Below are 13431 nucleotides of genomic sequence, written 5' to 3'. Positions count from 1 at the left end.
GCTCGACTCCGTGGTTTGCGGCCTGTTGTAGGCGCTAGGGGGACGCTGAGTTCTTGCTGGCGACCCAGGTCGCGAAAGCATCGCCAGCAAGCTGGCTCCTACCGTTCTATGCGCACTTTTCGGCCTGGTTCAGGGCCAGCAGCACGCGGCCGTTTTCCACGCGGGCGTGGTGCCGGTGCGCACAGCCAACGTCCGGCGCCACCGCCGCGCCGCTGTCCAGTTCGATCTGCCAGTTGTGCAGCGGGCAGGCCACGCGTTTGCCGTAGATCAGCCCCTGGGACAGCGGGCCGCCCTTGTGCGGGCAGCGGTCGTCGAGGGCGAAGACCTCGTCGCTGGTGGTACGGAAGATGGCGATGTCGCCTTTCGGCCCGGCGACGATGCGCGAGCCGAGCACGTTGATCTCGTCCAGGGCGCAGATATCCAGCCAGTTCATACGCCGGCCTCCTCGAGTTGCACGACCTTGATCGGGTCGAACTCCTTCTTCAGTTGCGGCGTTTCGATGCGCTGCTTCCAGGGGTCCTGCTCGAACGACAGGGCGTAGTGCAAGCGCGCAGCCAGGGCCTTGCGGTTGGCTTCGTCTTCCAGCACGGCCTTCTTGATGTATTCCATGCCGACGCGCTGCAGGTAATGCACGGTGCGTTCGAGGTAGAAGGCTTCCTCGCGGTATAGCTGGAGGAAGGCGGCGTTGTACTCGCGTACTTCTTCGGCGGTCTTGACCTTGACGAAGAACTCGGCGACCTCGGTCTTGATCCCGCCATTGCCGCCGATGTACAGCTCGAAGCCCGAGTCCACACCGATGATGCCGACGTCCTTGATGCCGGCCTCGGCGCAGTTGCGTGGGCAACCGGAAACCGCCAGCTTGACCTTGTGCGGTGACCACATGTTGAACAGATCGTGCTCCAGGTCGATGCCGAGCTGGGTCGAGTTCTGCGTGCCGAAGCGACAGAACTCGCTGCCTACGCAGGTCTTCACCGTGCGGATGGACTTGCCGTAGGCGTGGCCGGAGGGCATGTCCAGCTCCTTCCATACCGCTGGCAGGTCTTCCTTCTTGATCCCAAGCAGATCGATGCGCTGACCGCCGGTGACCTTGACCATGGGCACCTTGTACTTGTCAGCGACATCGGCGATGCGGCGCAGCTCGGACGGGTTGGTCACGCCGCCCCACATGCGTGGCACCACCGAGTAGGTGCCGTCTTTCTGGATGTTGGCGTGGGCGCGTTCGTTGATCAGGCGCGACTGCGGGTCGTCCTGCGCCTCGCCCGGCCAGGTGGAGATCAGGTAGTAGTTCAGCGCCGGGCGGCAGGTGGCGCAGCCGTTGGGCGTGCTCCAGTTGAGGAAGGTCATGGTCTGCGCCATGGACGTCAGGTGCTGTTCGCGGATGGCTTTACGGATTTGCCCGTGGTTGAGCTCGGAGCAACCGCAGATGGCCTTCTCGCTCTTGGGCTTGACGTCCGCCGCGCCGCCGACGGTGCTGATCAGAATCTGTTCCACCAGGCCAGTGCAGGAGCCGCAGGAGCTGGCCGCCTTGGTGTGCTTCTTCACCTCGTCGACGGAAAACAGGCCGTTTTCCTGGATGGCCTTGACGATGCTGCCCTTGCACACGCCGTTGCAGCCGCACACCTCCATGCTGTCGGGCATGTTGGCGGTCTTGTCCGCGCCCTGGTGGCCGACGTCACCGATGGCCCCCTCACCGAAGCCGGCCGCACCAAACATCAAATGGTCGCGGATCTCGCCGATGGACTGTTTCTCGCGGATCTGCCGGAAGTACCAGCCGCCGTCGGCGGTGTCGCCGTAGAGGCAGGCGCCGACTAGCACGTCGTCCTTGATCGCCAGCTTCTTGTACACGCCGCCGATGGGGTCGGAGAGGGTGATGCATTCGGTATCGTCCGAACCCATGAATTCCCCGGCGGAGAACAGGTCGATGCCGGTGACCTTGAGCTTGGTCGATGTCACCGAACCCTGGTAGCGCGAATAGCCGAGCTGGGCCAGGTGATTGGCGCAGACCTTGGCCTGCTCGAACAGCGGCGCTACCAGACCGTAGGCGATGCCGCGGTGGCTGGCGCATTCGCCGATGGCGTAGATGCGCGGGTCGAAGGTCTGCAGCGTGTCGTTGACCAAAATGCCACGGTTGCAGGCGATGCCGGCGCGCTCGGCCAGTTCGCTGTTGGGGCGGATGCCGGCGGCCATCACCACCAGGTCGGCAGGAATCACCTCGCCGTCCTTGAACTTCACCGCGCAGACGCGGCCTTCGCCGTTGTCCAGCAACTCGGCAGTGTGCTTGGGCAGCAGGAACTTCAGGCCACGATCTTCCAGCGACTTCTGCAGCAACTCGCCGGCGGTGCGGTCGAGCTGACGCTCCAGCAGCCAGTCGCCGATGTGCACCACGGTGACGTCCATGCCGCGCAGCTTGAGGCCATTAGCTGCCTCCAGGCCGAGCAGGCCGCCACCGATGACCACGGCATGTTTGTGGGTCTTGGCGGTGTCCATCATTGTCCGTGTGTCGGCAATGTCGCGGTAGCCGATCACGCCGTGCAGGTCCTTGCCCGGTACCGGCAGGATGAAGGGGGTGGAACCGGTGGCGATGAGCAAACGGTCGTATTCGGCTTCGCTGCCGTCATCGGCGATGACCAGGCGCTTCTTGCGGTCGATCTTCACCACCTTGCGACCGAGCAGCAGCTTGACGTCGTTGTCCGCGTACCAGTTGAGGTCGTTGAGAATGATGTCTTCGAACGCTTGCTCGCCGGCCAGCACCGGCGAGAGCAGGATGCGGTTGTAGTTGGGGTGCGGCTCGGCGCCGAACACGGTGATGTCGTATAGATCGGGGGCGAGCTTGAGCAGCTCTTCGAGGGTGCGCACACCCGCCATGCCGTTGCCGATCATCACCAGCTTGAGCTTTTGCATGCCGGCTATCTCCTGGGTCAATAGTCACGGAAAGCTGGCTGCCAGAAATGGCAGGCCAGAAAAACAAAAAAGGCGTCCCGCTAGTCACCTAGCGAGGACGCCTTTGTCCGATCCCGAGCTTTCGGGAAGCGTGCTGCTCGTCGTTGAGCAGCGCGCTTTAATCAAGTTGTGCGGTTATCAATGCAGCGCTTGTGCCAATTGATCAAACCGCAGGTTTCAGACCGTGTGAAACGTAGCGAGCGAAGGTCAGGCAATACCGATGGCGGCCCCGCAAAACAGGCGAAGAAGCGCAGTTTGCGTGCTGTAAATGAGCATCTGAGCCTGTTTTTAACGCTGCATGGCCGAGCGCAGTAGTTTTCACACAGTCTGGTTTGGCGGGTTTCAGGGCGCATCGTGAGCGCCCGCAGTTCCTGCGGGTGCACCTTTTCAAGGCCGTGAGCGCCGATTTGGTGCGGCGCTGGCCCGTCAGCGGCTGAGTTCGGCCTTGCCTGGCGCGTGTTCAGCCTGCATAGGCGTCTGCGCCGTGGCGGGTAAATGGGCCGTGGTGGCGTGAGTGGGAAGGGGCAAGGTGAGGAGTGGCCAGGCGGAGAGGCTGGCGATCAGAGCAGCGCGCTGGGCGCGTTGACGCATAGCTGGCATTGCGGTTCCTCCCATGGTGCCCTGTTCCGGGCGGTGCAGGGCTTTTATCGTTGTGCCCTAAGGCGTAGCAGAGGAATTAGCAACTGTCACGCCAACAGGTCGGTTATCCGACCACGCGATTGACCTTGGGGAATTTGGCGCTGAAGGGCTCCGGTATCGGCACCACCTTCGACTGCAGATAATCGAAGAACACGAAGCCGGATTTGGCCATCGCCACCAGTGCGCCGTCAGCCGGGCGGGTGATGCGGAAGGTGATGTCGCCGCCGTACTTGTTGAAGTCCATCACGCCCACCTCGAACAACAACTGGTCGCGTGCATGGGCTTCGGCGCGGTAGGTGGTGGCCAGGTCGGTGACGATGATGCCGATGCCTTTGCCGTCGGTTTCGCGGATGCCGAATTCGAAGAGAAAACGGGCGCGGGCCTCGGAAATCATCGAGATCATCGAATCATTACCCAGGTGGTTGGCGCCGTTTATGTCGGTGACGCGCACGGTCAGGTGGGTGCTGTAGTAATACTGGTCTTCGGGGAAGTCGAGGGTCAGGCGCGCCATGATCAGGCCATTGTCGAGGAAAGCGACGATTGTAAGCCGTCGTGCCTCAGCGGTGCAGGCTGTTGAGATGGTAAAAGGTGACGCGCCCCCCTTCGCTGTCCGGTCCGTAATTGTCCTGAATGTAGGCGCCGGCCTTGAAATACAGGTGCTGGGTGCTCCAGGCGCTGCTCAATTGACGGTAATAGCTGCCGTCGTCACCATCGGTGCTGGCCACACTGATACCGATGCGTCCGCTGGGCGTAACCCGCAGGTCGTAACCGAAGCGCTCACCAAGCTGGATGTTCTCGGCCAGCAGAATGTTTTGCACCTCGCTGTCGCCAGGTCGCACGCGCAGCAGCAGCTCCACCCGGCCAACACCACGGCGGTAGTGGTATTGCACCTTGATCAATGGATCGTTCTGGCTGCCTGGCACATCGGTGCTGTGGATCTGGCCGATCACCACCTTGTTGCGGCTGGGCACCTGGTCGACCTGCAGCACCGCGCTGAGATAACTGTCCGCGCTCGCATGCAGCCAGTTGCCCAGGCTACCGTCGCGCTGGGTTTCGCGCAGCTCGCTGCGTGGATAGCGGGCATCGGCAGTGGTCGAGCCAGTGACCGGCACCCAGAAGGTTACGCTGCCGTCGGTATTGCGACGAAAGTAGCGGCTCTCATAGCCGTTGTTCAGGCGCTGGGTGGTGATGGTGGTAGGCGTGGGGTCTGTTGGAATCGACAGATTCCAGGTGGTGAGGTCGAGCACGGGATTCTCTGCTTGTCGGTTGAATGCCCTAGTTCGTCCTTGCCAGAGGCCAGAGGTTCAACCGCTCCAGCCCTTGAGCCAGAGCGGTCGCTGGCGATCAGGCGGCAGGTCGCTGCTGACGCTGGTAGAGAAACTCCAGCACAGCGGTGCGATAGGCGTGGTACTGCGGGTCGTTGGCCAGGGCCAGGCGATCACGCGGGCGCGGCAGCTCGACGCTGAGGATTTCGCCTACAGTGGCGGCCGGGCCGTTGGTCATCATGACGATGCGATCCGACAGCAACACGGCCTCGTCGACGTCATGGGTGACCATTACCACGGTGCTTTTGGTTTCGCCGACGATGCGCAGCAACTCGTCCTGCAGATGGGCGCGAGTCAGCGCATCGAGCGCGCCGAACGGCTCGTCCATCAGCAGCACCTTGGGTTCCATGGCCAGGGCGCGTGCGATGCCGACGCGTTGCTTCATGCCGCCGGAGATCTCGTTGGGGTGTTTGTGCATAGCATGCGCCAGGCCAACCATGTTCAGTGCCTGTTCGGTGCGGGCCTTGAGTTGCGCCTTGTTCTCGCGCTCGCCGAATACGCGCTCCACGGCCAGGTGCACATTGCCGAAGCAGGTCATCCATGGCAGCAGGCTGTGGTTCTGGAACACCACGGCGCGTTCGGGGCCGGGGCCGTCGATCTCACGACCATTGCAGATCAGGCCGCCCTCGTTGGCATCGAGCAGGCCGGCGATCAGGTTGAGTACCGTCGACTTGCCGCAGCCGGAGTGACCGATCAGGGCGACGAATTCGCCGCGGGCGATGCTCAGGTTGACGTCGGACAGCGCCTGGAAGCGGCCTTTCTTGGTGTCGAAGTGCTTGCTGACGCCGGTCAGCTCCACGAATTTGTCCACGTTCGTCTCCTTAACTGGTGTAGTCGAAGCGTTTGGCGATCAGCAGCAGGCCCTGCTCCAGGGCGAGGCCGATCAGGCCGACGACGATGATGGCGATGAGAATGTGCTCGACGTTGAGGTTGTTCCACTCGTCCCACACCCAGAAGCCCAGGCCGATGCCGCCGGTGAGCATTTCTGCGGCGACGATCACCAGCCAGGCCACGCCGATGGACAGGCGAATGCCGGTCATCAGGTGCGGCAGCACGGCGGGGAAGAGAATGCGCGTCAGCACCTTGAACTCCGACAGCTTGAGAACGCGGGCGACGTTCAGGTAATCCTGCGGCACGCTGGCAACACCTGCGGCAGTGTTGAGGATGATCGGCCAGATCGAACTGATGAAAATCACCCAGATTGATGCCGGGCCGGCCGCCTCGAACACCAGCAGGCCAATAGGCAGCCAGGCCAGTGGTGAGACCGGGCGCAGCAGGCTGATGATCGGCGCGAGCATGCCGGCGAGAAAGGCGAAGCGGCCGATGGCGAAGCCCAGCGGAATGCCCACCAGTGCGGCCAGGCCGAAACCGACGCCGACCCGGCCGAGCGAGTTGAGGATGTTCCAGCCGATGCCCATGTCGTTCGGGCCGTTGTCATAGAACGGATCGCTGAACAGCACCAGCGCCGACTGCCAGGTGCTCAGCGGGCCGGGCAACCCTTCGCTGTACTGCGCCAGCAGCGACCAGAAGCCGATGAAGGCGAGAATGCCGAGTAGCGGGGCGATGCTGGCCTTGCACAGGTTGCCCAGCGTGGTGACGCCCGGCAGCAAGGCCGCAGGCGAGAGGCGCGGTTTGACGATGTGCGGCAGGGGCGTTTTCAGGGGCGCATTCATGTCGACCTCCGATCAGGCTTTGATGGCAAAGGAGTCGGCGTAGGCGGCCGGGTTGCTGCCGTCCCAGACCACACCGTCGATCAGCGTGCTGCTGCGCAGCGGGCTGCTGGGTACCGCCAGTTTCAATGCGCTGGCCGCTTCGCTGTAGAGCGCGGTCTGGTTGATCTGCGCTGCGACGGCCGCGTAGTCCGGTGCATCCTTGAGCAGGCCCCAGCGTTTGAACTGGGTGAGGAACCACATGCCGTCGGAGTGGTAGGGGAAGTTGACGCTGCCGTCCTTGCAGAAGGCCATGGCGTGCTCGTCCTTCCAGCTGTTGCCGAGGCCGTCCTCGTACTGGGCGAGAAAGCGCGGTTCGATCACCTGCACCGGTGCGTTGACGTAGGCCTTGCCGGAAATCAGCTTGGCGGTGCTCTTGCGGTTCTCCTCGCTGGCCTCGATGAAGCGGCTGGCATCGAGAATGGCCATGATCAGCGCGCGGGCGGCATTGGGATACTGCTCGATAAAGGCGCGCGTGGTGCCTAGCACTTTCTCCGGGTGGTCGGGCCAGATCTGCTGGGTGGTGGTCGCAGTGAAACCGATCTTGTCGAAGATCGCCCGTGCACCCCAGGGCTCGCCCACGCAGAAGCCGTCCATATTGCCGACGCGCATGTTGGCCACCATCTGTGGCGGCGGCACGACGATGGTTTTCACGTCGCTCATCGGGTTGATACCGACGCTGGCCAGCCAGTAATACAGCCACATGGCGTGGGTGCCGGTGGGGAAGGTCTGGGCGAAGGTCAGCGGGTTGCCGCCTTTTTTCACGTGCTCGGCCAGCTGTGCGCCGTTGCTGACACCCGCCTCGCGCAGTTGCCTGGACAGGGTGATGGCCTGGCCATTCTGGTTCAGGCCCATGAGCACGGCCATATCCCTCTGCGGGCCGGCCAGACCCAGCTGAGCGCCGTACATCATGCCGTAGAGCACGTGGGCTGCATCCAGCTCGCCGGTGTTGAGCTTGTCACGCACACCGGCCCAGGACGCCTCCTTGCTCGGCGTGATAGTCAGGCCGTACTTCTCGCCAAAGCCTTGCGTTGCCGCGACCACCACCGAGGCGCAATCGGTCAGCGGGATGAAACCCACTTTCAGCGCGGCCTTTTCCGGGGCGTCGGAGCCAGCTGCCCAGGCAGCGCTGCGTAGCGAGGCTGGGGCCGAGAGACCAAGGGCGGCGATACCACCGATGGCGCCGGCCATGGCGATGGATTGCTTGAGGAAGTTGCGGCGGCTGTTGTCGACGGTCTTTTTCGAATCACGATCGGTCATTGGCTGATCTCTTTTTCGGGCGCATAAAAAACGGCGTACGTCAGATCACCTCGATGGGAGGAAGGTGACCGGACGGACGCCGTTGTCCGTGATCCTCGGCCCGCCGCCGTTGGCGTGCTACACAGGATGCTTGCCGTGATCTAGCAAGGGGCTTGCCAGTTCTGTTTGCTGACTGCATTTGCCGTAGTCGGATGACGCGCTACGGGCCGTCTTGAGGCGCTTGTCGCCTGCTAGCAGCGGCGGGGTAGCCTGAGTCGATGCGCGTCGCCATGAGCCAATGTCGTGCACGACCATGACTCGCTGAGCCTTTTTGGGTCGGTTATCGTCTCTACGAGGCCGGCTGGATATGCGCTTCCTCAACGAAGTCGCGCAACCAACGCAGCACTTCTACGGCCTCCCAGCGGGCCGGATCGAACAACGCGTAAGCGAGCCCCTGATAACCAACAACATCGAGCTGTCGGTGATAGCCCGCACGCTGCAACAGCGCCTCGATCTCGGCGAAACAGCTATTGAAATGCTGGCGATTGAACGGAGTGCGACTCTCGGTGACGATGCCTTCGAGCAGCAGCTCATCGACCATCTCGCGCACTCGCTCCAGCGGCATGCGGTTCACTCGGTGTTTCAGCTGCAGTACGTCCAGCATGATGGCGCTCCTGTTTGATCGGTGTTTTACCTGTGCAATAGGGTAATCTAAAAACACTGTACAAATAAACAGTATTGAGTGATAGTGACCTCACTCAGGCGACAACAACCCGTCCACCGTGCAGATGTGGGCGCCTTGTAAGGGGGTATTGGCAATGCAACAGATGCTGATGACGATTGTGCTATTGGCCCTGCTCAGCGGCTGTGCGCAACCGCAGATCGAGCGACCACAGGCCAACGGTGCCTATCTGGTAATCGAAGGCGAGCAGGCCTGGGCCGTATTGGTTTCCGATGGTCATCGAATTGAGGAGGTGGGCGTCGTACTCGACGTGGTCCGTCTGCCCAGCCACCACTCGAACATCGCAGCCAGTTACGTGATCGAAACGCCCAACTGCGGCAAGCTGCAGTGGCTGACCGAGCGGCACGGCGCCGCGGAGGGGGAAACCACGCTGTTGCCGGCGTCCTTCAACGAGCAATTGAGCAAACCTGGCTGCGTGCTGGCGCAAGGCCTGAGTCGCACCTGGACGGCCCTCGACTATTCCGGCTGACCCGCAGGGGGCGCCGCGCACCGAAAGTCGGCGGTGGATCAATGGCGAGATGCACAAAGAAAAAGCGCCGCGACCTCAACGGAAGCGGCGCTTTTCATTGGCGCAGTATTGCGTGCTTACATCAGGTGCTGCTTGTCCGTCTCGATGGCGGCATCGAGGGTTTCCAGCAGAGCTTTGCGCACCTTCAGCTTGGTGTTTTTGTGCGCGGTCATGTTGATCTTCTTCATCTGCTGCGCCACGGTTTGTGCGGTGGCCAGCAGTTGCTCGGCCGGTACTACCTTGTCCAGGAAGCCGGCGTCTACCGCGCCTGCCGGGTCGAACATCTCGCCATTGATCACTGAGCGGTGGAATGCTGACTTGCGCAAGCGATCACGGGCCAGCTCGATGCCCACGTGATGCATGGTCATGCCGATCTGCACTTCGTTCAGACCGATATTGAAGGGGCCCTCGACGCCGATGCGGTAATCGGACGACAGCAGAATGAAGGCGCCCTTGGCCACGGCATGACCGGGGCAAGCGACGATGATCGGGTAGGGGTGAGCGAGCATGCGCCGCGCCAGCGTGGAGCCAGCAGCTACCAGATTGATCGCGTTCTGCGCGCCGGAGGTCATCACCTTCAGGTCGTAGCCGCCAGAAAGAATGCCCGGCTGCCCGGTGATGATGACGATGGCGCGATCTTGCTCTGCACGATCGAGCGCGGCGTTGAATGCGGCGATCACGTCGGGCGAGATGGCGTTGACCTTGCCATTGCTCAGGGTGAGGGTGGCGATGCCGTCTTCGAGTTGATAGCTGATCAGGTCGCTCATGGCAGTTTTCCTTGTTAGAGCAGCAGGGCTGAATGTGGGCAGAAGGTACTCAGCCGAACCGCTCTGGTAAAGCGCTGTGGCTGACTGGTGGGTCAGCGTTTTTGCCTATCGTGGCGATGGTGGATGGCAATTGGCCGAGCGCGAGGCCTGGCCTCTAAGGTGGGCTGCGTACCGAAGGAGCTGCCCATGAACACCCTCTATTCCATCCTTTATATGCTGGCCGTGATTAGTCTGCTGCTGGCATCGGTCGTGCTCAGCGAAAGCCTCTACCTGCGCAGCCCATCCGGCGTGTTGCTGCTATTCGGCGTAGGCCTGTTCATGTCCCTGGGATTCCTGCTATTCGGCCACATTCGCTTCGATGAGCCACCCAGTGACGAGCGCGACGAAAACCCGCTACGCTCTTAAGCGCATGAATCCTTTAAAAAAAATTTGCCATCAGGAAAACATTCGACTACATTAGCGCACCTCGACGGGCTGCACAGCCAATCGAGATCCGGTGAAGTGTCCGAGCGGTTGAAGGAGCACGCCTGGAAAGTGTGTATACGGGAAACCGTATCAAGAGTTCGAATCTCTTCTTCACCGCCACTTTCGCAATACCTAAAGCCCTGAAAGCTAACAAGTTTTCGGGGCTTTTTGCTTTCTGGCTTTCGGCAGGTGTCGAAAAAGTGTCGAAAGCCCTTGTCTGCTGAATCACCAGTCCAATTCCTTAGCGCAGTCGGCTACAGGTTCGGCCATGCCTTCCTTGATGGATTCGCGCATGCCAGGAGCTGAAAGAGGGTCATCAATCAGTGGGTTCAGCCTCAATGCGTCCTGCAGGTGATCGGGCGACAGGTGTGCATAACGCATTGTCATTGCCAGTGACGTATGCCCCAGGATTTTCTGCAGCGTCAGGATGTTCCCGCCCCGCATGACGAAGTGACTGGCGAATGTGTGTCGCAGTACGTGCGTGGCCTGGCCGGCCGGGAGCTTGATCGAGGTCTTCTCCAGTACACGGCTAAAGGTCAGCATGCAGTTGGTGAACAGGCCGTGACGCTTGAAGTAGATCTGCAGGGACTTTTCCAGGGCCTTATCAATCGGAATCGACCGGGTTCGCTTCGACTTGGTGTTGGCAAAGGTCACCATGCCGTTTCGTACTCGCTCAGGTGTCAGCGCCTGGGCTTCTCCCCACCTGGCACCCGTACTCAGGCAGACGCGGGCGATCAGGCCGATTCCTGGGCTGGTTGTGCGGTCATCCAGGGCCTCGAGCAGTTCTGCTATCTGGCAGGTCGAGAGGTAGGAAATAGGGCGTTCCTGCAGGCGTAGCGGACGGACCTTGGCCAACGGGTTCGGGTAGTCGATATCGCCCAGGCGATGCAGCTCGTTGAACAGGGCTTTCAGGTAGCCGAGCCGGTTGTTCATGGTCTTGCCTTGAATGCCAGCCTTGAGCAGTTCGCTGCGTGTTTCACAGAAGGCGTTGCCGGTGAGCTTCACCGCGATGGGGTCGCCCAGGTCTTTAGCCAGGTTCTGCAGGGTGCGGAGGATCGCGGCACCATCAGCCAAGGCATGGCCGTGCAGTTCATGGTACCGGGTGCAGAGTTCGGAGAGGTGGCGACGATCTTTCGGCTTGGGCGTCCAGGCCGGCGAGTCGATGCAATTGGCCCTGCAGGTCGCTTCAAAGCGCTGGGCTTCACCCTTGGTCTTGAAGGTCTTGCGGAAACGCCGGCCCTTGATGGGTTCCACGTCTACTTTCCAGCGACCGTCAGGCAGTTGCTCGATTGCCATCAGACAGCGCGTCCCCAACGCACATGCCGTTCCTCCAGGATTCCCTTGATGTGCTTATACAGCCCGTCTTCATCCATGCCTTTGGCGGCATAGTGGTCGCGGATCACCGGCCAGCACTCCCAATCCTTGAGCCGGTGAAATGCTCGCCTAGCGCCCACTCGCTCCCGTGCCAGCAGGCTGACGAAGTTTCCCAGGAATAGCTCGACGTTTTTCCCCGAGAAGCCTCGCGAGGTCTTGTATTGGCGCTTGTACTCGGTTTCGTCCACCAAGGAATCGACCGGCAGGTCTACGCGCACATCGTCACGGATCAGCGTCCAAATCGGTTCGAAGTAGCCAGGGCGAGCCAGCAGCTTGAATTGGCGCAGGCCATAGCGCCACAGGCCGTCTAGGTGCGGTGCGAAGGCAGCGTAGCTGTTGGTTTCAATGGTTTCGCCGCTGTGCAGGTCGAACGAGCCGGAGGCGAATTGCTGGATCACAGAGTGGTGGTAACGTAGCTCTACGCGCCACACGTCCTGTTCGGGGTTGTAGTTATCGGGGTCGGCTTCGTCGAAGCTGTCGCGACGCTTCCAGACGTTTTCCCAGTAGTCGAGCTTGTCGATGGCTCGGGCCTGTTCGGTCTTGTTGTAGATACCCAACTGGACGCCACCGGCAGAGCCGAACAGGTAGGACTGACCTTTACCGTAGGTGGCGGACTCCAGCGTCCACTGGATTTCCTTGATGCCGGAAATGTCACGGGCTGCACGTGCGCGGCAGTGCATACGGGCGACCAGATCGGCAGGTGGTTGCCAGCCTTGGAGGTCAAGCGCGAGGTGGACAGCGCATTGGTTGCGTTCGACGTTGGTCAGTACGTGGCTAGCGTAGTAGTCGAGGCGCTCTTGCAGACGCTCAGGCGAGAAGGTATCGATGGCATGGGGTGACACTTCGATTTTCAGGTGGGGACCGATGTTCTCCAGCTTGGCGTTGAAGTTTTTGACCAGCAGGATGATGCCGAGGTCTGCGTTCTGCAGCTTGTACTGATAGCCAGAGTCCTTGCTGACACGACCCGAGTGCCAGCGCTGGCCAGCGAAATCGACGATGGTGCCGGGCTTCTCGAACAGGCTCATGATTTCCGGGCGGATCAGACCTCGATAGAGCTGGCGGACTGTATCGACGCTGCAGGCCAGGATTCGGACGTTGGAAAGGTCAGTTATCCGAGCGGTCATGCTGTCGAAAAACAGCCTACCGGTTGGGCTCTTTTTGAACTCACGATCTACGCGGAGTAGGTCTTTAACTGCCATTTTCCAATGCTCCAAATAGTGACGAATTGAAACGTTTAACGTTGGGTTATATGACGTGCTACAGGGACGTCAGCGGCTTGCGCGCCGCTCGCTCCCTCTGAACTGAACCGCTCGCTCGCGGCGCGCTCACCGCCACGGCCTGGAGGGGTATTCGCTATCCGGTATTACCGTCACCGGCACCGGAGAGCGGATCGAAGGCAAGGGGCTGGAACTATCCGAGCGGATAGAGGCAGCCGCAGACATGCCGTTAGCTGCCTGTCGGTTGCCGCTGTTGTCTCGCTGCGGTGGCCTGCCCCGGCACATGACATGCCCGGAGTACCCCATGGGGTGGCTGATATGGGCCATGCAGGGGCTGAGGATGCGCACGAGGTAGCCGAGCTGGCGAAGGTCTGCCAGGGATTGACCGAGCACCTGGCCATCGCTGTCGATCACGTCGAATAAGCCCAGCTCTCTGGGCTTGCCTTCGGCCTGGGTGGTCATCAGTGCTCGAACCGCAAAGGTACGCGGGGCGAAGGGGTGGTTCA

At 61.4% G+C, this 13431-nt stretch carries 15 protein-coding genes and 1 tRNA gene; 3 read left to right on the top strand and 13 right to left on the bottom strand.

Annotation, left to right across the window (positions count from 1 at the left end; genetic code table 11):
* Positions 1–106: 106 nt before the first annotated feature.
* The 9 genes from nirD to BM059_RS19240 all read right to left on the bottom strand — a co-directional run bounded on the left by nirD (position 107) and on the right by BM059_RS19240 (position 8516).
* Positions 107–433 (bottom strand): nitrite reductase small subunit NirD, encoded by a 327-nt coding sequence (gene nirD / locus BM059_RS19275; RefSeq protein ID WP_074940966.1) that lies wholly within the window; start codon positions 431–433, stop codon positions 107–109.
* Positions 430–2901, bottom strand: coding sequence for a nitrite reductase large subunit NirB (nirB, locus tag BM059_RS19270; RefSeq protein WP_074940965.1), 2472 nt, complete (start codon positions 2899–2901; stop codon positions 430–432). Before nirB ends, nirD begins: the two co-directional genes overlap by 4 nt.
* Positions 2902–3366: 465 nt before the next feature.
* Positions 3367–3540 carry a hypothetical protein gene (locus BM059_RS25440; protein WP_167364589.1) on the bottom strand — a complete coding sequence of 58 codons (174 nt, stop codon included), beginning with the start codon at positions 3538–3540 and terminating at the stop codon, positions 3367–3369.
* Positions 3541–3643: 103 nt separating this feature from the next.
* Complete coding sequence (locus tag BM059_RS19265; RefSeq protein ID WP_074940964.1) at positions 3644–4090, bottom strand: thioesterase family protein; 447 nt, start codon at positions 4088–4090, stop codon at positions 3644–3646.
* Positions 4091–4136: 46 nt separating this feature from the next.
* Positions 4137–4826, bottom strand: a complete 690-nt coding sequence (locus tag BM059_RS19260) for a polysaccharide lyase family 7 protein (RefSeq protein ID WP_036999645.1) — start codon at positions 4824–4826, stop codon at positions 4137–4139.
* A gap of 97 nt (positions 4827–4923) precedes the next feature.
* Entirely contained in the window at positions 4924–5715 is a 792-nt protein-coding gene (locus tag BM059_RS19255) for an ABC transporter ATP-binding protein (protein WP_036999642.1), read from the bottom strand.
* Between the two features lie 10 nt (positions 5716–5725).
* The gene (gene ntrB / locus BM059_RS19250) at positions 5726–6577 is read right to left on the bottom strand and encodes a nitrate ABC transporter permease (protein WP_036999640.1); all 852 of its coding nucleotides are present in this window, start codon (positions 6575–6577) and stop codon (positions 5726–5728) included.
* Positions 6578–6589: 12 nt separating this feature from the next.
* Positions 6590–7873 (bottom strand): CmpA/NrtA family ABC transporter substrate-binding protein, encoded by a 1284-nt coding sequence (locus BM059_RS19245; protein WP_074940963.1) that lies wholly within the window; start codon positions 7871–7873, stop codon positions 6590–6592.
* A gap of 328 nt (positions 7874–8201) precedes the next feature.
* A complete protein-coding gene (locus BM059_RS19240) occupies positions 8202–8516 on the bottom strand; it encodes a hypothetical protein (protein WP_036999637.1) in 315 nt (104 codons plus the stop codon).
* A 154-nt stretch (positions 8517–8670) separates the two neighbouring features.
* Between BM059_RS19240 and BM059_RS19235 the strand changes: the two genes are divergently transcribed.
* Positions 8671–9063, top strand: coding sequence for a hypothetical protein (locus tag BM059_RS19235; RefSeq protein ID WP_074940962.1), 393 nt, complete (start codon positions 8671–8673; stop codon positions 9061–9063).
* A 116-nt stretch (positions 9064–9179) separates the two neighbouring features.
* On the opposite strand, the gene BM059_RS19230 is transcribed toward BM059_RS19235, so the two are convergent.
* Positions 9180–9869, bottom strand: a complete 690-nt coding sequence (locus BM059_RS19230; protein WP_074940961.1) for a crotonase/enoyl-CoA hydratase family protein — start codon at positions 9867–9869, stop codon at positions 9180–9182.
* A gap of 186 nt (positions 9870–10055) precedes the next feature.
* On the opposite strand from BM059_RS19230, the gene BM059_RS19225 reads away from it, so the two are divergent.
* Positions 10056–10274, top strand: coding sequence for a hypothetical protein (locus tag BM059_RS19225; protein WP_074940960.1), 219 nt, complete (start codon positions 10056–10058; stop codon positions 10272–10274).
* 90 nt (positions 10275–10364) lie between these two features.
* Positions 10365–10454 (top strand) — tRNA-Ser (locus BM059_RS19220).
* 105 nt (positions 10455–10559) lie between these two features.
* On the opposite strand, the gene BM059_RS19215 is transcribed toward BM059_RS19220, so the two are convergent.
* The 3 genes from BM059_RS19215 to BM059_RS19205 form a co-directional block, all read right to left on the bottom strand.
* Complete coding sequence (locus BM059_RS19215) at positions 10560–11630, bottom strand: phage integrase (protein WP_074940959.1); 1071 nt, start codon at positions 11628–11630, stop codon at positions 10560–10562.
* The gene (locus BM059_RS19210) at positions 11630–12907 is read right to left on the bottom strand and encodes a hypothetical protein (RefSeq protein ID WP_074940958.1); all 1278 of its coding nucleotides are present in this window, start codon (positions 12905–12907) and stop codon (positions 11630–11632) included. The genes BM059_RS19215 and BM059_RS19210 overlap by 1 nt, the downstream gene beginning before the upstream one ends.
* Positions 12908–13033: 126 nt before the next feature.
* On the bottom strand, positions 13034–13431 hold a 398-nt coding region (locus BM059_RS19205; protein WP_208606114.1), incomplete at its 5' end, for a hypothetical protein.

The sequence above is a fragment of the Ectopseudomonas composti genome (assembly GCF_900115475.1).
Taxonomy (GTDB): domain Bacteria; phylum Pseudomonadota; class Gammaproteobacteria; order Pseudomonadales; family Pseudomonadaceae; genus Aquipseudomonas; species Aquipseudomonas composti.
This window is presented reverse-complemented; position numbering and strand designations above follow the sequence as displayed.